This is a genomic window from Rubrivivax sp. JA1026, from assembly GCF_011065555.1.
GTDB lineage: Bacteria > Pseudomonadota > Gammaproteobacteria > Burkholderiales > Burkholderiaceae_C > Rubrivivax > Rubrivivax benzoatilyticus.
On record NZ_JAALCQ010000004.1, the window covers coordinates 70,500 to 88,215 of the forward strand.

The following is a 17,716-nucleotide window of genomic DNA, read 5'->3' on the forward strand; positions in this document are numbered from 1 at the left end:
AGAATCTTCCTGAAATGCGTCAACTCTCCCGAAACAGTGTAGTGCGCGGCGCCGCGGCGCTCGTGGCGGCCCTCGCCCTGACCCTGACGGCCGGATGCGGCCAGAAGGGCCCGCTGAAGCTGCCGGCGCCCGCCGGCGCGGCGTCGGGAGCGGCGAAGTGACGCTGCCCGGCCACCCCCACCTGGTGCGCGACGCCGACGGCGAGCTGCGGCTGGAAGGCCATTCGCTGGCCGACCTGGCGCGCCGCCACGGCACGCCGCTGTACGTCTACTCGCGCACGGCGATGCTCGACGCGCTCGCCGGCTACCAGCGTGCGCTCGAGGGCCTGCCGCACCTGATCTGCTACGCGATCAAGGCCAACTCCAACCTCGCCGTGCTGCAGACCTTCGCGCGCGCCGGCTGCGGCTTCGACATCGTCTCCGGCGGCGAGCTGGAGCGGGTGCTGGCCGCCGGCGCCGAGCCGTCGAAGATCGTGTTCTCCGGCGTCGGCAAGACCGCCGCCGAGATGCGCCGCGCGCTCGAGGTCGGCGTGCACTGCTTCAACGTCGAGAGCCTGGGCGAGCTGGAGCGCCTGGCCGAGGTCGCCGCGGCGATGGGCCGGCGCGCGCCGGTCAGCCTGCGCGTCAACCCCGACGTCGACGCCGGCACCCACCCCTACATCTCGACCGGGCTGAAGGACAACAAGTTCGGCATCCCGCACGACGAGGCGCTGGCCGTCTACCGCCGCGCCGCCGCGCTGCCGTCGCTGCAGGTCGTCGGCATCGACTGCCACATCGGCTCGCAGATCACGCAGCTCGAACCCTATCTCGACGCGCTCGGCCGCGTGCTCGACCTCGTCGAAGCGGTCGAGGCCGAAGGCATCGCGCTGGCCCACGTCGACGTCGGCGGCGGCCTGGGCATCACCTACACCGACGAGGCGCCGCCCTCGCCCGAGACGCTGGTGCGCGGCCTCGCGGACCTGATGCGCGCACGCGGCCACGGCCACCGCCAGTTGCTCGTCGAGCCCGGGCGCTCGCTGGTCGGCAACGCCGGCGTGCTGCTGGCGGAGGTGCAGTACCTGAAGCCCGGCGAGACGAAGAACTTCTGCATCGTCGACGCGGCGATGAACGACCTCGTGCGCCCGGCGATGTACGAGGCCTGGATGGCGATCGAGCCCTGCCGTCCCGGCGCCGACACCGTGGCCGCCACCTGGGACGTCGTCGGCCCGGTCTGCGAGTCGGGCGACTGGCTGGGCCGCGACCGCAGGCTGGCCGTCGCGCCGGGCGACATCGTCGCCGTGCTGTCCGCCGGCGCCTACGGCATGGCGATGGCCGGCAACTACAACAGCCGCCCGCGCGCCGCCGAGATCCTGCTCGACGGCGACGCCGTGCACGTCGTGCGCGAACGCGAGGACACCCGGGCGCTGTTCGCGCTCGAACGCCTGCTCGCCTAGATCCGCCCCTCTTCCACCGCGTGGCAGGCCGTGCGGCCGCCGCGGCCGTCGTCGCGCAGCAGCGGCCGTTCGACGGCGCAGCGCGACGCGGCGTGCGGGCAGCGCGGGTGGAAGGCGCAGCCGGTCGGCGGCGCCAGCGGGTTGGGCACCTCGCCGCGCACCGGCGTGCGCGCACGGCCGCTCATCGCGACGTCGGGGATCGCGTCGAGCAGCAGCCGCGTGTACGGGTGGCGCGGCTCCGCGAACAGCGCCCGCTTGGGCGCCTGCTCGACCAGCCGCCCCAGGTACATCACGCCGACCGCGTCGGCGACGTGGCGCACGACGGCCAGGTTGTGCGAGATGAACAGATAGGTCAGCCCGCGCTCGCGCTGCAGGTCCTTCATCAGGTTCAGCACCTGGGCCTGCACGGAGACGTCGAGCGCCGAGGTCGGTTCGTCGCAGACCAGGAACTCGGGCTCGGTGGCCAGCGCACGCGCGATCGAGATGCGCTGGCGCTGGCCGCCGGAGAACTGGTGCGGGTACTTCACGCCGTCGGCCGCCGCCAGCCCGACCGACTGCAGCAGCGCCGCGACACGCGCCTGCAGCTCGGCGCCGCGTGCCAGCCGGCGCTCGACCAGCGGCTCGGCGACGATGTCCTGCACCGTCCAGCGCGGGTTGAGGCTGGCGTACGGGTCCTGGAAGATCATCTGCAGCCGCTGCCGCGCCGCGGCGTCCAGCGGCCGGCCGTCGAACTGCAGCGTGCCGGCGCTGGGCGCGTACAGCCCCACCAGCAGCCGCGCCACCGTGCTCTTGCCGCAGCCCGACTCGCCGACCAGCGCCAGCGTCGTGCCGCGTTCGATGTCGAAGGACACGCCGTCCACGGCATGCACCACCTGACGCGGCTTGCCGCCGACGACACGCTCCAGCCAGGGCGGCGAGACGTCGAAGCGTTTGGCCAGGTCGTGCACCTGCACCAGCGCCGTCATGCCGCCGCCTCCTGGTCGGCTGCGACCCGCCAGCAGGCGGCGCGGGTCGTGCCGGCCGCCATCAACTCGGGGCGTTCGCTGCGGCAGCGTGCAAACGTGTGTTCGCAGCGCGGGTGGAAGGCGCAGCCGGCCGGGATCGCGCCCAGCCGCGGCATCGCGCCGTCGATCTGCGCCAGGCGTTCGCGCTCGACGTCCATCGCCGGGATCGAGCCCATCAGCCCGGCCGTGTACGGATGGCGCGCGCGGTGGATGACCTCGGCCACCGGGCCGATCTCGGCGATGCGGCCGGCGTACATCACCGCGACGCGGTCGCAGGTCTCGGCGATGACGCCCATGTCGTGCGTGACCAGCATCACCGCCGCGCCGTGTTCGCGGCAGACGCGCTTGAGCAGGGTGATGATCTGGGCCTGGATCGACACGTCCAGCGCCGTCGTCGGCTCGTCGGCGACGATCAGCTTGGGCTCGGCGGCCAGCGCCAGCGCGATGACGACCCGCTGGCGCATGCCGCCGGAGAACTGGTGCGGGTAGTGGTCGAAACGTTCTCGTGCCGCCGGGATGCCGGTTTCCTCCAGCAGCCGGATCGCCCGCGCCCTCGCCTCCTCGGCCGACACCGGCAGATGGGTGCGGATCGTCTCGACGAGCTGGCGGCCCACCGTGTACAGCGGGTTCAGCGAGGTCAGCGGGTCCTGGAAGACGGCGCCGATCGAGCGCCCGCGCAGCCGGCGCATCGCCTCGGGCGGCAGGTCGTCGATGCGCCGTCCTTCGAGGCGGATCTCGCCGCCGGCGATGCGCCCCGGCGGCTCCAGCAGGCCGATGATGGCCGCGCCGGTCAGCGACTTGCCGGCGCCGGACTCGCCGACGACGCCGAGGATCTCGCCGGCGCGGATGTCGAAGGAGATGTCGTCCAGCGCGCGCAGCGTGCCGCGGCGCGTGGGGAACTCGACGGCGAGGTGCCGGACTTCGAGCAGCGGAGCGTCCATCAGCGCAGCCTCGGGTTCAGCGCGTCGCGCAGCCAGTCGCCGAGCAGGTTCACCGACAGCGCGATCAGCACCAGCATCACGCCCGGGAAGATCGTGATCCACCATTCGCCGGAGAACAGGAAGTCGTTGCCGACGCGGATCAGCGTGCCCAGCGACGGCGAGGTCGGCGGCACGCCGACGCCGAGGAAGGACAGCGTCGCCTCGGTGAGGATGGCGGTGGCGACCTGGATCGTCGCCAGCACCAGCACCGGCCCCATCACGTTGGGCAGCACGTGACGGCGCATGATGCGCAGCGACGGCACGCCGATGATGCGCGCCGCCTGCACGTACTCCTTCTGGCGTTCGACCATCGTCGAGCCGCGCACCGTGCGTGCGTACTGCACCCAGCCGGTCAGCGCGATCGCCAGGATCAGCACGCCGAAGGCCAGCGTCTCGTGGGCCTGCGGGAACAGCGCCCGGCCGACGCCGTCGATCAACAGCGCGACGAGGATCGCCGGGAAGGACAGCATGACGTCGCAGACGCGCATGATGAAGGCGTCGGTGCGGCCGCCGACGAAGCCGGCCAGCAGCCCGAGGCCGACGCCCAGCACCACCGACAGCGCCACCGAAGCCAGCCCGACGAGCAGCGAGATGCGCGCCCCGTACATCAGCGCCGACAGGATGTCGCGGCCCTGGTCGTCGGTGCCCAGCAGGTACTTCGTGCTGCCGCCGTCGATCCAGGCCGGCGGCAGGCGCGAGTCCATCAGGTCCAGCGTCGCCAGGTCGAAGGGGTCGTGCGGCGAGACCCAGCCGGCGAACAGCGCGCAGAACACGCAGACCGCGGCGATGACGGCCGCCAGGATCGCCGTCGGCGAGCGCTTGAAGCTGTGCCAGACGTCGCCGTCGAGAAAACGTGCCAGGCGGCCGGGCGGCCTGGGCAGGGAGGTGTCGGGAACGGGCGCCATCGCGGGGGCTCAGTGGGCGGCGGCGCTGCGCTCGATGCGCAGCCGCGGGTCGACGACGAAGTACAGCAGGTCGACGACGAGGTTGATCAGCACGAAGATCAGCGCGATCAGGCAGAGGTAGGCCGCCATCACCGGGATGTCGGCGAACTGCACCGCCTGGATGAACAGCAGCCCCATGCCGGGCCACTGGAAGACGGTCTCGGTGATGATCGCGAAGGCGATCAGCGAGCCCAGCTGCAGCCCGGTGATCGTGATCACCGGCACCAGCGTGTTCTTCAGCGCGTGGCCGAAGTGCACCGCGCGGTCGCTCAGGCCGCGGGCGCGCGCGAACTTGATGTAGTCGCTGCGCAGCACCTCCAGCATCTCGGCGCGCACCAGGCGCAGGATCAGCGCCAGCTGGAACACCGACAGCGTCACCGCCGGCAGCACCAGGTGCTTCAGGCCGTCGGCGGTCAGCAGCCCGGTCGTCCAGCCGCCCAGCGCGACGACCTCGCCGCGGCCGAAGCTCGGCAGCCAGTGCAGCTGCACCGCGAAGACCAGGATCAGCAGGATGCCGATCAGGAAGGTCGGCAGCGACACGCCCAGCAGCGACAGCGTCATCACCAGTTGCGCGCCGGCGCTGCCGCGGCGCAGCGCGGCGTAGACGCCCAGCGGGATGCCCAGCACCAGCGCCAGCAGCGCCGCCACCAGCGACAGCTCCAGCGTCGCCGGGAAACGTTCGGCGATCAGCGCCGAGACCTGGCGCCCCTGGCGCAGGCTGAGGCCGAACTCGCCCTGCACGGCATTGGCGACGAAGTGGCCGAACTGCACCAGGAAGCCCTGGTCCAGCCCGAGGTCACGGCGCAGCTGGGCACGCTGCTCCTGCGTCGCGTCCTGGCCCAGCAGGTTGAGCACCGGGTCGCCGACGTACTGGAACAGCATGAAGGCGATGAACGCCACCGCCAGCATCACGACGAGGGCCTGGGCGAGCCGGCGGAGGACGAAGACGAGCATCGAGGGCGGCGGGAGCACGCGGCAAAAGCTCGCGATGATGCGCAAAACCCGTGCCCGGGCAAAGCGCAAAGACCTCATCTGCAAGCGCCCGCCCCCCGGGGCCGGGTGGTCAGCAGCGCCCCGTGGCCGGCGCTATGCTGCACCGCATGAGCACCGTCGACCGCCTTCTCGTCAGCGCCGACAACGCGCTGCGCACCCTGTCCGGCGCCGTGCACGCCGGCCGTCCCAACCCCGCCGGCCCGGCGCGCGCCGACGCCGAACCGCCGGCCGAGGACGAACGCAGCCTGTCGGCGGCGCTGATGCGCGTGAACCACGTCGGCGAGGTCTGCGCCCAGGCGCTGTACCAGGCGCAGGCGCTGACCGCGCGCAGCCCCGAGCTGCGCGAGCAGATGGCGGCCGCGGCGCGCGAGGAGATCGACCACCTCGCCTGGACGCAGCAGCGGCTGGACGAGCTCGGCGACCGCCCCAGCCTGCTCAACCCGCTGTGGTACGCCGGCGCCTTCGCCATCGGCCTGGCCGCCGGGCGCCTGGGTGACCGCGTCAGCCTGGGCTTCGTCGTCGAGACCGAGCGTCAGGTCGAGCAGCACCTCGCCGGCCACCTCGACCGGCTGCCGGCGGGCGACGAACGTTCGCGCGCCATCGTCGAGCAGATGAAGGACGACGAACGCCGCCACGCCGACGGCGCCGAGGACGCCGGCGGCATCGCGCTGCCGATGCCGGTGCGGCTGGCGATGCGCGCGGCGGCCAAGGTGATGACCGTCACCGCGCACCGCATCTGATCAGCCCTCGACGATCTCGTAGCCGGTCGTGATCTCGGCCGTGCGCGCCAGCATGATCGTCGCCGAGCAGTACTTCTCGTGCGACAGCGCGATCGCGCGCTCCACCGCCTGCGCCGGCAGGCCGCGGCCGGTGACGACGAAGTGCAGGTGGATCTTCGTGAACACCTTCGGGTCGGTGGCGGCACGTTCGGCCTGCAGCTTGACCTGGCAGCCGCGCACGTCGTGGCGGCCGCGCTTGAGGATCAGCACGACGTCGTAGGCGGTGCAGCCGCCGGCACCGGCCAGCAGCGTCTCCATCGGCCGCGGGGCGAGGTTGCGGCCGCCGCCGTCGGGCGCGCCGTCCATGGTCAGCAGATGGCCGCTGCCGGTCTCGGCGACGAAGCCCATGCCCGAGGCCGGGATCCAGTTGATCGTGCATTCCATGGCGTGAAACTCCGTGAGCGGCGCGAAAAGGCGTGCATTGTGCGCAGGTCCGGCGCAGGCGTCGCCGAGGCTTGCGGCAGGTCGGCCAGCAGGCCAGTCAGGATATTGCACCGCAGCAAGGCGGTGGTAGACTGGCTTCCATCGGTCGTTGACGGCGTCTTGCCTCCGACCCACCGGTTGTCTCCTCCACCTCCTCCAATGGTGGATTCAGGCCCGGGGCCGCAAGGTCCCGGGCTTCTTTTCTTCCGGCAAGCGCCGCCGGCCCGCGTCGTATGATGCGGCCCCTCCCCCGGTTATGCGCGCACCCCGTCTGCCCGCCGTCCCGATGTCCGCTGCCGAAACCGACGTCGCGAGCATCGCGGCCGGCTACCTGAAGAAGATCCTCACCGCCCGCGTCTACGACGTCGCCGTCGAGTCGCCGCTGACGCCGGCCAAGAGCCTGTCGCGCCGCCTCGCCAACACGGTGCTGCTCAAGCGCGAGGACCGCCAGCCGGTGTTCAGCTTCAAGCTGCGCGGCGCCTACAACAAGATGGCCCACCTGGCGCCCGAGGCGCTGGCGCGCGGCGTCATCTGCGCCTCGGCCGGCAACCACGCCCAGGGCGTCGCGCTGTCGGCACGCAAGCTCGGCTGCCGCGCCGTCGTCGTGATGCCGGTGACGACGCCGCGGCTGAAGGTCGACGCGGTGGCCGCACTCGGCGGCGAGGTCGTGCTGCACGGCGACAGCTACTCCGACGCCTACGCCCACGCCGTCGGGCTGCAGGCCGAGCAGGGCCTGACCTTCGTGCACCCGTTCGACGACCCCGACGTCATCGCCGGCCAGGGCACGATCGCGATGGAGATCCTGCGCCAGCACCAGGGCCCGATCGACGCGGTCTTCGTCGCCATCGGCGGCGGCGGCCTGATCTCGGGTGTCGCGGCCTACCTGAAGGCGGTGCGCCCGGAGATCAAGGTCATCGGCGTGCAGACCGCCGACAGCGACGCGATGCTGCGTTCGGTGCGCGCCGGCCACCGCGTCACGCTGGACGACGTCGGCCTGTTCTCCGACGGCACCGCGGTCAAGCTCGTCGGCGAGGAGACCTTCCGCGTCGCCAGCGCGCTGGTCGACGACTTCGTCGTCGTCGACACCGACGCCGTCTGCGCCGCGATCAAGGACGTCTTCCAGGACACGCGCAGCATCGTCGAGCCCGCCGGCGCGCTGGGCGTCGCGGCGATCAAGCAGTACGTGCACGAGCACAGGCTGAAGGGCAAGACCTTCGTCTCGATCACCTGCGGCGCGAACATGAACTTCGACCGCCTGCGCTTCGTCGCCGAGCGGGCAGAACTCGGCGAGCAGCGCGAGGCGCTGTTCGCGGTCACGATCCCCGAGGAGCGCGGCTCGTTCCGCCGCTTCTGCAGCCTGATCGGCCCGCGCGCGGTGACCGAGTTCAACTACCGCATCAGCGACGCGCGCCAGGCCCACGTCTTCGTCGGCGTGGCGATCGCGCGCCACGACGAGGCGGCACGCATCGCCGCCAACTTCGAGCGCCACGGCTTCCCGACCGTCGACCTCACCGACGACGAGCTCGCCAAGGAGCACGTGCGCCACATGGTCGGCGGGCGCAGCGAACTCGCGCACGACGAACGCCTGTTCCGCTTCGTCTTCCCCGAGCGCCCGGGCGCGCTGATGCGGTTCCTCGACGGCCTGCACCCGGACTGGAACATCAGCCTGTTCCACTACCGCAACCAGGGCGCCGACTACGGCCGCATCCTCGTCGGCATGCAGGTGCCGGCCGGCGAGGACGAGGAGTTCGGCCGCTTCCTGCAGACGCTGGCCTACCCCTGCGTCGAAGAGACCGACAACCCGGTCTACCGCCTGTTCCTGCGCTGACGACCCCGGCGCGACGCCCATGGACCACAGCCGATCCCTCGTCGCGCCGACCGCCGACCCGCCGCTCGAACGCGCGCTGCGCGACAAGCTCGCGCGCCGCAACGACGACAGTGGCAGCCTCGGCGAACTCGAACCGCTGGCGCTGCGCATCGGCCTGATGCAGGGCTCGCTGAAGCCGCGTTTCCACGAGCCGCAGCTGCTGGTCTTCGCCGCCGACCACGGCCTGGCGGTCGACGGCCTGCACGGCGCGCTGCGCTACACCACCGACGAGCTCGTGCGCCGCCTGCTCGCCGGGCGGCTGCCGCTGGCGGTCTTCGCACGCGCCGGCGGGCTGGCGCTGACGGTCGTCGACTGCGGCGTCGCCGAGACGCTACCGGCGCACGAACGCCTGCTGGCGCGCAAGATCGCGCACGGCACGCGCAACCCGCGCGTCGCCGCGGCAATGTCGGTCGCCCAGGCCCACGCCGCGATGCGCGCCGGCATGGAGATCGGCGACCAGCTGCGCGGCAACCTGGCGATCTGCGCCGGCCTGGGCGTCGGCTCGCAGGAGAGCGCGGCACTGCTGCTGTCGCGCATCACCGAGCTGCCGCTGCGCGCGCTGCTGGAAACCGGGCCGGGCATGGCGCCCGAGGAGCTCGCCCACCAGCTCGCCGTCGCCCAGGCGGCGCTGGCCCGCCACCGCGACGTCGCCGAGCCGGTGGAGCTGCTGGCCGCGCTCGGCGGCTTCGAGGTCGCGGTGATGGTCGGCGTGATGCTGATGGCGGCCAGCAAGCGCCAGCTGCTGATGATCGACGGCCTGGCCGCCTGCGCCGCGCTGGCGATGGCCGCGCGCATCGCGCCGCCGGTCACCGACTACTGCGTCTTCAGCCGCAGCCGCGAGCACCGCGGCCTGGACCTGGTGCACAAGCACCTGCGCGCCGCGCCGCTGCCCGACCTGGGCCTCGACGGCCTGGACGGCACCGGCGCCGTGCTCGGCTGGCCGCTGGTGCGCAGCGCCGCGGCGCTGCTGACCGAGGTCGCCGAAGGCGAGGACGCCGGGCCGACGCGCCCGGGCTCGTTCGACGACGACGACGACGGCTTCCCCTCGACCCTGGGGTTCTGAACCCCGCGAACCGGGGCCCCGCGGCCGGCCGCCGCGGCGTTCACTCGGCCTGGATCTCGGCCTCGACCGACTCGTCGAGGTTCTGATCGGGCTGCGGCCGGGTGCCGGGCGGCGGCCGCACGGGCCGGGCGGCCGAACCCAGCGACGGCACGCCGCCGGGCACTGCCCGCGCCGCCGGCACGGCCGCGCCGGGCGCGGGCAGGCGCCCGGTGCTCGCCGGCGGCGGTGCCGACAGATCCAGCGCGACGGTGGTGCTGCCGCCGCGCGGGCCGAGCAGCACCTCGCGCTGGCGCACCGACTGCACGACGGTGTCGCCGTCGACGGCCGCCCCGACGCGGAAGGCCTTGGGCGCCTTGCCGTCGACGGCGATCAGGGCGACGCCGTCGAGCTCGGCACTGCGCGAGGCGACGACACCGAGCAGCTCGAAACGCGAACTCTCGGGTGACTCGGCGGGCACGCCGGCATCGCTGCCGAGCACGCGCGACGGGTCGCCGCGCATCGCGCCGGCGGCGGCCACGACGCTCGCCTGCGGCGGCGTCGCCGGCGCCGGCTTCACGAGCTGCAAGGCCCAGTAGACGGCGCTCGCGGCCGCCACGGCCCAGACACCGAACGCCCACCAACGTGTCGTCATGCGCCGATTATGATTGACCGCACCCTCTGCCAGGCTTCGCCTTCCGCCCCTCATGATGCCCCTCTCCCGCTCGCGCCGCCGAGGCTTCACGCTGATCGAGCTGATGGTCGTGCTGGTGATCCTCGGCGTGCTGGCGGCGCTCATCGTGCCCAACGTTCTCAACCGTGCCGATGACGCCCGCGTGACCGCCGCCCGCACCGACATCCACAACCTGATGCAGTCGCTCAAGCTCTACAAGCTCGACAACCTGCGTTACCCGAGCACCGAGCAGGGCCTGGACGCGCTGGTGCGCAAGCCGGCCACGAACCCGGTGCCGCCGAACTGGAAGCCCTACCTCGACAAGCTGCCCAACGACCCCTGGGGCCACCCGTACCAGTACCTGAACCCGGGCGTGAAGGGCGAGATCGACGTCTTCAGCTACGGCGCCGACGGGCAGGCCGGCGGCGAAGGCAACGATGCCGACGTCGGCTCCTGGCAGTAGCAGGCGCCTGCACCGTCGCCGGCGCGGCTTCACGCTGATCGAGGTGATGGTCGTGATGGCCATCGTCGCCATCGGCGTCGGCCTGGCGACCCTGGCGATGCGCGACCCGGCCGGCACCCGGCTCGAGGTCGACGCCGCGCGCCTGGCCACGCTGCTGGAGACGGCGCGCACCGAGGCGCGCACCGGCCGCCTGGCGGTGGCCTGGATCCCGACGAACGACCCGCAGCGCGATCCCTTCGTCTTCGCCGGGCTGCCGCCGGGCCAGGCGCTGCCGACACGCTGGCTCGACGCCGAGGTCAGCGCCCAGGTCGTCGGCGGCAACCAGGTGGTGCTCGGGCCCGAGGCCATCCTGCCGCCGCAGCGCATCGTGCTGCGGCTGGACGACCGCCGGCTGGAGGTCGCCAGCGACGGCCTGTCGGCCTTCGCCGTCGTGCCGCCGGCCGAGGCGCCATGAGACGCTCGCGCGGCTTCACGCTGATCGAGGTGCTGGTCGCGGTGGCCATCGTCGCCGTCGCGCTGGCCGCGGGGCTGCGTGCCGGCGGCGCGCTGACCGACAACGCGCAGCGCCTGGCCGACGTCAGCGCCGCGCAGTGGTGCGCCGAGAACCGCCTCGCCGCGCTGCGCCTGGCGCGTCAGCTGCCCGGCGTCGGCGACGCCGACTTCGAGTGCGAGCAGCTCGGCCGCCGCTACCGCGGCGTGGTGCAGACGCGGCCGACGCCGAACCCGAACTTCCGCCGCGTCGATGCCCGCGTCAGCGACGACGAGGGCCGCCCGCTGCTGACGCTGTCGACCGTCGTCTCGCGCTACTGACGTGAGCTCCCCCGCCCGCCGCACGCGCGGCTTCACGCTCGTCGAGGTGCTGGTCGCGCTGGCGATCATGGCCGTGCTCGCCGGCCTGGCCTGGCGCGGCATCGACGGCATGGTGCGCACGCGCGACGCCACCACCCAGGCGGTGGACCGCACGGCGCGGCTGAACACCATCCTGTCGCAGTGGCAGCAGGACCTGCAGTCGCTGCAGGACACCGGCGCCGCGCCGGTGCTGCAGTTCGACGGCCGCCACCTGCGCCTGACGCGGCGCGTCGACGGCGGCGTGGCGGTCGTCGTCTGGACGCTGGCCGACGGCGTCTGGCAGCGCTGGGCGAGCCCGGCGACGACACGGCTGCAGCCGCTGCAGCAAGCCTGGCTGCGCAGCCAGCAGCTGCTGGGCACCGAGCCGCAGCAGGTGCGGCTGCTCGACGGCGTCGCCGACTGGCAGCTCTACTACTACCGCGGCAACGCCTGGTCCAACGCCCAGTCCAGCGCCGGCACCGGCGACGGCAACGGCGGCGAGGACCTGCCCGACGCCGTGCGCCTGGTGCTCGACACCGCCGCCGGCCGCCTCACGCGCGACCTGGTGCTGCTGCCCGGAGGCGGCTCGTGAGGCGCGCGCCCCGGCGCCAGCGTGGCGCGGCGCTGCTGCTGGCGATGCTGATCCTGACGCTGGTGGCGACGCTGGCCGCCGGCATGGCCTGGCAGCAGACGCGCGCGGTGCAGATCGAGGCCGCCGAACGCGGCGCGGTGCAGGCCGGCTGGATCCTCGACGCCTCGCTCGACTGGGCGCGCCTGATCCTGCGCGAGGACGCCCGCACCGGCAGCATCGACCACCTCGGCGAGCCCTGGGCGACACCGCTGGCCGAGGCCCGGCTGTCGAGCTTCCTCGCCGCCGACCGCGACAACACCGACGCCGCCGCCCCGGAGGCCTTCATCTCGGGGGCGATCTCGGACGCCCAGGCGAAGTACAACCTGCGCAACGTCGTCGACTCGGAGGGCAAGATTTCGCCGCAGGAGCTGAAGGCGCTGCAGCGCCTGTGCGAGGCCGCCGGCACGCCCACCGACACCGCGTCGCGGCTGGCGCAGGGGCTGGCCGCGGCCTGGGCGGCGCGCAGCGGCACCGAGGCCGCCGACGCGCCGCTGGCGCCGTCGCGCCCGGCCGACCTCGCCTGGCTGGGCCTGGACGCGGCCACCGTCGCCCGGCTGCAGCCGTACGTGACGCTGCTGCCGACGCCGACGCCGGTCAACGCCAACACCGCGCCGCGCGAGGTGCTGGTGGCGGCCATCGACGGCCTGGACCTGGGCAGCGCCGAGCGCCTGGTGCAGACGCGCCAGCGCAGCCCCTTCGACTCGCTGGCCGCGGTGCAGGCGCTGCTGCCGCAGGGCGCACGCGCCGACGACGAGAGCCGGATCTCGGTGCGCAGCTCGTTCTTCGAGGTGCGCGGCCGGCTGCGCCTGGACGAGCGCATCGTCGAGGAGGAGTCGCTGGTCGAGCGCCGCGGCGCCGACCGCGGCCGCGACGTCGTGACGCTGCGCCGCGAGCGCCGTCCGCTTCACATCGGGACACAGTGAGCCCGCCACAATAGACCCTCATGGCCGTCCTCGTGCTCCAGATCCCCGCCCGGCAGCGCCTGGCATCGCGCTCGGCGGACGAGCCGGCGCCCGCACGCGCGCCCGCCGAGATCGACTACGTCTTCAGCCCCGACGGCCTGGCCGTCGGCTCCTCGGGCCGCGCCGCCCCGGCGCTGCTGCCGCGCGCGGACAGCGTCGTCGTGCTGCTCGCCGACGGCGACGTCGCCTGGCAGCGCATCACGCTGCCCAAGGCGCCGCCGGCACGGCTGCGCGCCGCGCTCGCCGGCCTGCTCGAGGAAGCGCTGCTCGACGACGAGGACGCGCTGCACTTCGCGCTGCCGCCGCAGGCCACCGCCGGCGCCGAGGCCTGGGTCGCCGTCGTGCACCGCGGCTGGCTGGCCGGCGTCGTGGCCGATCTCGAGGCCGCCGGCGTCGCTGTCGACCGCGTCGTGCCGGCCGTCGTGCCCGGCACGACGGGCGGCCACTTCGCGCTGCCCGAGGGCGCCGCCGACGACGCCGCCCCCTGGCTGACGCTGGTGCGCGAGGACGGCATCACCCGGCTGCGCACCGACGGCACGCTGGCGCGCGCGCTGCTGCCGGCCGACGTGCAGGGCCAACGCTGGACCGCGACCCCGGCGGCGGCCGCCGCCGCCGAACGTTTTCTCGGCCAGCCGGTGGCCGTGCTCGCCGAGGCCGCGCGTGCGCTGGACGCGGCGCGCTCGGCGTGGAACCTGCGCCAGTTCGAGCTGGCGCCGCGGCGCCGCGGCCTGCGCGTGCTGCGCGACACCGTCCAGCGCCTGCTGGCGCCCGAGTGGCGCCCGGTGCGCTGGGGCCTGGGCACGCTGATCGCGGTGCAGCTCGTCGGCCTGAACGCGATGGCCTGGCAGCAGCGCCGCGCCATCGACGAGCGGCAGGCCGCGATGACCGCGCTGCTGCAGCAGAGCTTCCCCGGCGTGCGCGCCGTGATCGACGCGCCGCTGCAGATGCGCCGCGAGACCGAGCGCCTGCGCGCGGCCGCCGGCCGGGCCGGCGACGGCGACCTCGAGGCCCTGATCGGCGCCGCCGCCGCCGCCTGGCCCGAAGGCCAGGGCCCGGCGCAGACGCTGCGCTACGAACCCGGCCGGCTGACGCTGGGCGCCACCGGCTGGAGCCCGCCGGAGATCGCCGCCTTCCGCGACCGGCTGCGCCCCGCGGGTTATGCCGCCGAACTCGCCGACGGCCGCATCACCGTCAGCCGCGGCAACGGAGCGGCCGCATGAAACACCCTCAGGACGTGGCCCGCCGGGCCCCGCTGAACGCCTGGTGGACGCGGCTGGCGCCGCGCGAACGCCTGCTCGTCGCCACGGCCGCCGCCGTCGTCGTGCTCTACCTCGTCTTCGCCGTCGCGGTGCAGCCGGCCTGGCGCACGCTGTCGGCGGCACCGGCCAAGCTGGAGGCGCTGGACGTCGAGCTGCAGGCCATGGGCCGGCTGGCCGCCGAGGCCCGCGAGCTGCGCAACGCGCCGCCGGTCAACGCCGAGCAGGCCGCCGCCGCGCTGCGCGCCGCCAGCCAGCGCCTGGGGCCGCGCGGCCGCCTGGCGCTGCAGGGCGAGCGTGCGGTGCTGACGCTGGACAACGCCGACGCCGCCGAGCTGCAGGCCTGGCTGGCCGAGGTGCGCTCCGGCGCCCGCGCCCGCCCGGTCGAGGCGACGCTGACACGCGGCGCGGGCGGCTACAGCGGCAGCATCGTCGTCGCGCTCGGGGACGCCGGATGAGCCCGCCGGCCCCTGCCTCGCGGCCGCGGGCCGGCGCGCGGCGCTGGGCCGCGGCCGGCGCGCTGCTCGGCGGCGCGGCGGCGCTGGTCGCGTTCGCGCCGGCGAGCTGGCTGGCCGGCGCGCTGGCCACGGCCAGCGGCCAGCGCCTGCTGCTCGCCGACGCCCGCGGCAGCATCTGGAACGGCAGCGCCGTGGCGGTGCTGAGCGGCGGCCCCGGCAGCCGCGACGCTGCCGCCCTGCCCGGCCGGCTGCACTGGACGCTGCGCCCGGCCGGCGCCGGCATCGCGCTGCGCGCGCGCCAGGCCTGCTGCATCGACGGCGAGCTCGCGCTGCTCGTCGAGCCGGGGCTGGGCCGCCTGAAGATCAGCCTGCCCGCGGGCCCGGTGGGCCGCTGGCCGGCGGCCTGGCTGGCCGGCCTGGGCACGCCGTTCAACACGCTGGGGCTGGGCGGCACGGTCGCGCTGGCCAGCCAGGGCCTGGTGGCCGAGTCGGCCGCCGGCCGCTGGCGCCTGGCCGGCGGCGCGACGCTGGTGCTGGAGGACATGTCCTCGCGCGTGTCGACGCTGGAGCGGCTGGGCAGCTACCGGCTGGCGCTGGCCGGCGGCGACGTGCCGCAGCTGACGCTGGCGACGCAGCAGGGCCCGCTGCTGCTGTCCGGCGACGGCCAGTGGTCCGGCCGCGGGCTGCGCTTTCGCGGCGAGGCCGCCGCGGCGCCCGGGGCCGAACCGGTGCTGAACAATCTGCTGAACATCATCGGCCGCCGCCAAGGCACGAAGGCCGTCATTTCGATCGGATGAGCATGAAATCCTCGCGCTTCCTCGCCGTCGCGCTGTGCCTGGCCGCCACCGCCCAGATGACGGCGCTGCCCGCCGCGGCGCAGCGCCCGCGTGCGCCGGTCACGGTGAACTTCGTCAACGCCGACATCGACGCCGTGGCACGCGCCTTCGCCGCGATGATCGACCGGCAGATCGCCGTCGACCCGCGCGTCAAGGGCCAGATCACCGTCTACAGCGAGCAGCCGCAGAGCGTGCAGGAGGCCTACCAGAGCTTCCAGTCGGCGCTGCGCGGGCTGGGTTTCGCCGTCGTCGAGAGCGGCGGGCTGCTGAAGGTGGTGCCCGAGGCCGACGCCAAGCTGCAGACCGGCACCGTCTCGGTGGGCTCGGTCGGCGTGCGCGGCGACCAGGTCATCACGCAGATCTTCCAGCTGCGCTACGAGAACCCGAACAACCTCGTCGCGGTGCTGCGGCCGCTGATCAGCGCCAACAACACGATCAACTCCAACCCCGGCTCGAGCTCGCTGGTCATCACCGACTACGCCGACAACCTGCAGCGCATCGGCCGCATCATCGCCGCGCTCGACCAGCCCACCGCCACCGACCTGGAGGTCGTGCCGCTGGAGCACGCGGTGGCCAGCGACCTGGCGCCGCTGGTGCAGCGCCTGGCCGAGACCGGCAGCACCGTCACCGCGCCCGGCGCGGCCGCCGGCGCCGGCGGCACGACGGTCGTCGCCGACGCTCGCAGCAACTCGCTGATCATCCGCGCGCCCAATGCCGCGCGGCTGGCCGCGGTGCGCGCCGCGATCGCCAAGCTCGACCGCCCGGCCAGCGGCCTGGGCCCGGGCGGCGGGCTGTGGGTCGTGCACCTGAAGAACGCCGACGCGGTGAAGCTGGCGACCGTGCTGCGTGCGGCCTTCGGCACCGCCAGCGGCAGCTCGGGCAGCGGCACGGGCACGCCCACCGGCCTGGGCACGGCGGCCACGCCGACGACGCCGGCCGCGCCGGCCGCAACCGCCGGCGGCAGCAGCGCCGGCGGCGCGTCGGCGCAGGCCACCGCGCCGGTGACGCCGTCGGGCCAGCCGACGACCGGCGGCTTCATCCAGGCCGACCCGGCGACCAACTCGCTGATCATCACCGCGCCCGAGCCGCTGTACCGCCAGGTGCGCACGATGATCGAGCAGCTCGACTCGCGCCGCGCCCAGGTCTACATCGAGAGCCTGATCGTCGAGGTGGCGGGCGACAACGCCGCCGAGTTCGGTTTCCAGTGGCAGGGCCTGATCGGCAAGGACGGCGACAAGACCGGCCTGTTCGGCGGCACCAACTTCAGCAACAACAACGGCAGCGGCAACATCCTCAACATCACGACCGCGGCGGCCAGCGGCAGCGCCAGCGGCGTGTCGCTCGGCGAGGGGCTGAACGTCGGCATCCTGCGCCGCTACGGCGGCACCTACGCGCTGGGCGCGCTGGCCAACCTGCTGCAGAGCCAGACCAAGACGAACATCGTCTCGACGCCGAACCTGATCACGCTGGACAACGAGGAAGCGAAGATCGTCGTCGGCGAGAACGTGCCGTTCATCACCGGCCAGTACACCAACACCGGCACCGCGACGACGAGCCCGTTCCAGACCATCGAGCGCAAGGACGTCGGCATCACGCTGCGCATCCGGCCGCAGATCGGCGAGAGCGGCACGGTGCGCATGACGATCTACCAGGAGCAGTCCAGCGTGCTGTCGACGGCCACCGTCGGCACGACCAACGCCGGGCCGTCGACGACCAAGCGCTCGATCGAGTCGCAGGTCGTCGTCGAGGACGGCCAGATCATCGTGCTCGGCGGCCTGGTGCAGGACAGCTACGTCGAGGAGAAGTCCAAGGTGCCGCTGCTGGGCGACATCCCCGGCCTGGGCGCGCTGTTCCGCAGCGAGAGCCGCACCAAGAAGCGCACCAACCTGATGGTCTTCCTGCGCCCGGTGGTGATGCGCGACGCCGACAGCACCGTCCGGCTGTCGCTGGACCGCTACGACCAGATCCGCGCCCGCCAGGAAGGCGCGCAGCCGACGCCCAGCGCCATCCTGCGCATCGACGAGGCGCCGGTGCTGCCGCCGCTGCCCAACGCCGCGCCGCCAGCCGCCCAGCCGGCGAAGGCGCCGACGGCCGAGCCGGTGACGCCGGCGCCGAACGACGCCAGCCCGGCCGCCAGGCCGCAGTAAG

Annotated in this window: 20 protein-coding genes; 14 read left to right on the forward strand and 6 right to left on the reverse strand. The window is 73.9% G+C overall.

Annotation, left to right across the window (positions count from 1 at the left end; genetic code table 11):
• Positions 1-14: 14 nt before the first annotated feature.
• Both G5B56_RS08620 and lysA read left to right on the forward strand, forming a co-directional pair.
• Positions 15-161, forward strand: coding sequence for an LPS translocon maturation chaperone LptM (locus G5B56_RS08620; protein WP_206026697.1), 147 nt, complete (start codon positions 15-17; stop codon positions 159-161).
• Positions 158-1,432, forward strand: a complete 1,275-nt coding sequence (gene lysA / locus G5B56_RS08625; RefSeq protein WP_009855458.1) for a diaminopimelate decarboxylase — start codon at positions 158-160, stop codon at positions 1,430-1,432. Before G5B56_RS08620 ends, lysA begins: the two co-directional genes overlap by 4 nt.
• On the opposite strand, the gene G5B56_RS08630 is transcribed toward lysA, so the two are convergent.
• The 4 genes from G5B56_RS08630 to G5B56_RS08645 are packed head-to-tail and all read right to left on the reverse strand — an operon-like array spanning position 1,429 to position 5,314.
• Positions 1,429-2,397: an ABC transporter ATP-binding protein gene (locus G5B56_RS08630; RefSeq protein WP_009855459.1), complete on the reverse strand. Its 969-nt coding sequence runs from the start codon at positions 2,395-2,397 to the stop codon at positions 1,429-1,431. The genes lysA and G5B56_RS08630 overlap by 4 nt on opposite strands.
• Positions 2,394-3,377, reverse strand: coding sequence for an ABC transporter ATP-binding protein (locus tag G5B56_RS08635; protein WP_009855460.1), 984 nt, complete (start codon positions 3,375-3,377; stop codon positions 2,394-2,396). Before G5B56_RS08635 ends, G5B56_RS08630 begins: the two co-directional genes overlap by 4 nt.
• Entirely contained in the window at positions 3,377-4,321 is a 945-nt protein-coding gene (locus G5B56_RS08640) for an ABC transporter permease (RefSeq protein ID WP_009855461.1), read from the reverse strand. The genes G5B56_RS08635 and G5B56_RS08640 overlap by 1 nt, the downstream gene beginning before the upstream one ends.
• Positions 4,322-4,330: 9 nt before the next feature.
• Complete coding sequence (locus G5B56_RS08645) at positions 4,331-5,314, reverse strand: ABC transporter permease (RefSeq protein ID WP_029718734.1); 984 nt, start codon at positions 5,312-5,314, stop codon at positions 4,331-4,333.
• 134 nt (positions 5,315-5,448) lie between these two features.
• On the opposite strand from G5B56_RS08645, the gene coq7 reads away from it, so the two are divergent.
• Positions 5,449-6,093, forward strand: coding sequence for a 2-polyprenyl-3-methyl-6-methoxy-1,4-benzoquinone monooxygenase (coq7, locus tag G5B56_RS08650; protein ID WP_009855463.1), 645 nt, complete (start codon positions 5,449-5,451; stop codon positions 6,091-6,093).
• Here coq7 and G5B56_RS08655 read toward each other — a convergent pair whose 3' ends face one another.
• Positions 6,094-6,516 carry an OsmC family protein gene (locus G5B56_RS08655; protein WP_009855464.1) on the reverse strand — a complete coding sequence of 141 codons (423 nt, stop codon included), beginning with the start codon at positions 6,514-6,516 and terminating at the stop codon, positions 6,094-6,096.
• Between the two features lie 325 nt (positions 6,517-6,841).
• Between G5B56_RS08655 and ilvA the strand changes: the two genes are divergently transcribed.
• Together ilvA and G5B56_RS08665 are read left to right on the forward strand one after the other, a co-directional pair.
• Positions 6,842-8,383, forward strand: coding sequence for a threonine ammonia-lyase, biosynthetic (ilvA, locus tag G5B56_RS08660; protein WP_164962928.1), 1,542 nt, complete (start codon positions 6,842-6,844; stop codon positions 8,381-8,383).
• 19 nt (positions 8,384-8,402) lie between these two features.
• Positions 8,403-9,485: a nicotinate-nucleotide--dimethylbenzimidazole phosphoribosyltransferase gene (locus G5B56_RS08665; RefSeq protein WP_009855466.1), complete on the forward strand. Its 1,083-nt coding sequence runs from the start codon at positions 8,403-8,405 to the stop codon at positions 9,483-9,485.
• A 40-nt stretch (positions 9,486-9,525) separates the two neighbouring features.
• On the opposite strand, the gene G5B56_RS08670 is transcribed toward G5B56_RS08665, so the two are convergent.
• Positions 9,526-10,116, reverse strand: a complete 591-nt coding sequence (locus G5B56_RS08670; protein ID WP_051141712.1) for a hypothetical protein — start codon at positions 10,114-10,116, stop codon at positions 9,526-9,528.
• 52 nt (positions 10,117-10,168) lie between these two features.
• Between G5B56_RS08670 and gspG the strand changes: the two genes are divergently transcribed.
• From gspG to gspD, 9 genes are read left to right on the forward strand one after another with little or no spacing between them, the layout of a single operon-like run.
• Positions 10,169-10,597 carry a type II secretion system major pseudopilin GspG gene (gene gspG, locus G5B56_RS08675; RefSeq protein ID WP_009858493.1) on the forward strand — a complete coding sequence of 143 codons (429 nt, stop codon included), beginning with the start codon at positions 10,169-10,171 and terminating at the stop codon, positions 10,595-10,597.
• Positions 10,572-11,051: a prepilin-type N-terminal cleavage/methylation domain-containing protein gene (locus G5B56_RS08680; protein WP_164962929.1), complete on the forward strand. Its 480-nt coding sequence runs from the start codon at positions 10,572-10,574 to the stop codon at positions 11,049-11,051. Before gspG ends, G5B56_RS08680 begins: the two co-directional genes overlap by 26 nt.
• On the forward strand, positions 11,048-11,407 hold the full coding sequence (gene gspI, locus G5B56_RS08685; protein ID WP_009858495.1) for a type II secretion system minor pseudopilin GspI: 360 nt from the start codon (positions 11,048-11,050) through the stop codon (positions 11,405-11,407). Before G5B56_RS08680 ends, gspI begins: the two co-directional genes overlap by 4 nt.
• 1 nt (position 11,408) lies before the next feature.
• The gene (locus G5B56_RS08690; RefSeq protein ID WP_009858496.1) at positions 11,409-12,017 is read left to right on the forward strand and encodes a prepilin-type N-terminal cleavage/methylation domain-containing protein; all 609 of its coding nucleotides are present in this window, start codon (positions 11,409-11,411) and stop codon (positions 12,015-12,017) included.
• Entirely contained in the window at positions 12,014-12,979 is a 966-nt protein-coding gene (gene gspK / locus G5B56_RS08695; protein WP_164962930.1) for a type II secretion system minor pseudopilin GspK, read from the forward strand. Before G5B56_RS08690 ends, gspK begins: the two co-directional genes overlap by 4 nt.
• A 20-nt stretch (positions 12,980-12,999) precedes the next feature.
• Positions 13,000-14,238: a type II secretion system protein GspL gene (gene gspL, locus G5B56_RS08700; protein ID WP_164962931.1), complete on the forward strand. Its 1,239-nt coding sequence runs from the start codon at positions 13,000-13,002 to the stop codon at positions 14,236-14,238.
• Positions 14,235-14,732 carry a type II secretion system protein GspM gene (gspM, locus tag G5B56_RS08705; protein WP_037290433.1) on the forward strand — a complete coding sequence of 166 codons (498 nt, stop codon included), beginning with the start codon at positions 14,235-14,237 and terminating at the stop codon, positions 14,730-14,732. The genes gspL and gspM overlap by 4 nt, the downstream gene beginning before the upstream one ends.
• Positions 14,729-15,529, forward strand: a complete 801-nt coding sequence (gene gspN, locus G5B56_RS08710; RefSeq protein ID WP_029718730.1) for a type II secretion system protein N — start codon at positions 14,729-14,731, stop codon at positions 15,527-15,529. The genes gspM and gspN overlap by 4 nt, the downstream gene beginning before the upstream one ends.
• A complete protein-coding gene (gene gspD / locus G5B56_RS08715; protein WP_164962932.1) occupies positions 15,526-17,715 on the forward strand; it encodes a type II secretion system secretin GspD in 2,190 nt (729 codons plus the stop codon). Before gspN ends, gspD begins: the two co-directional genes overlap by 4 nt.
• Position 17,716: the final 1 nt, after the last annotated feature.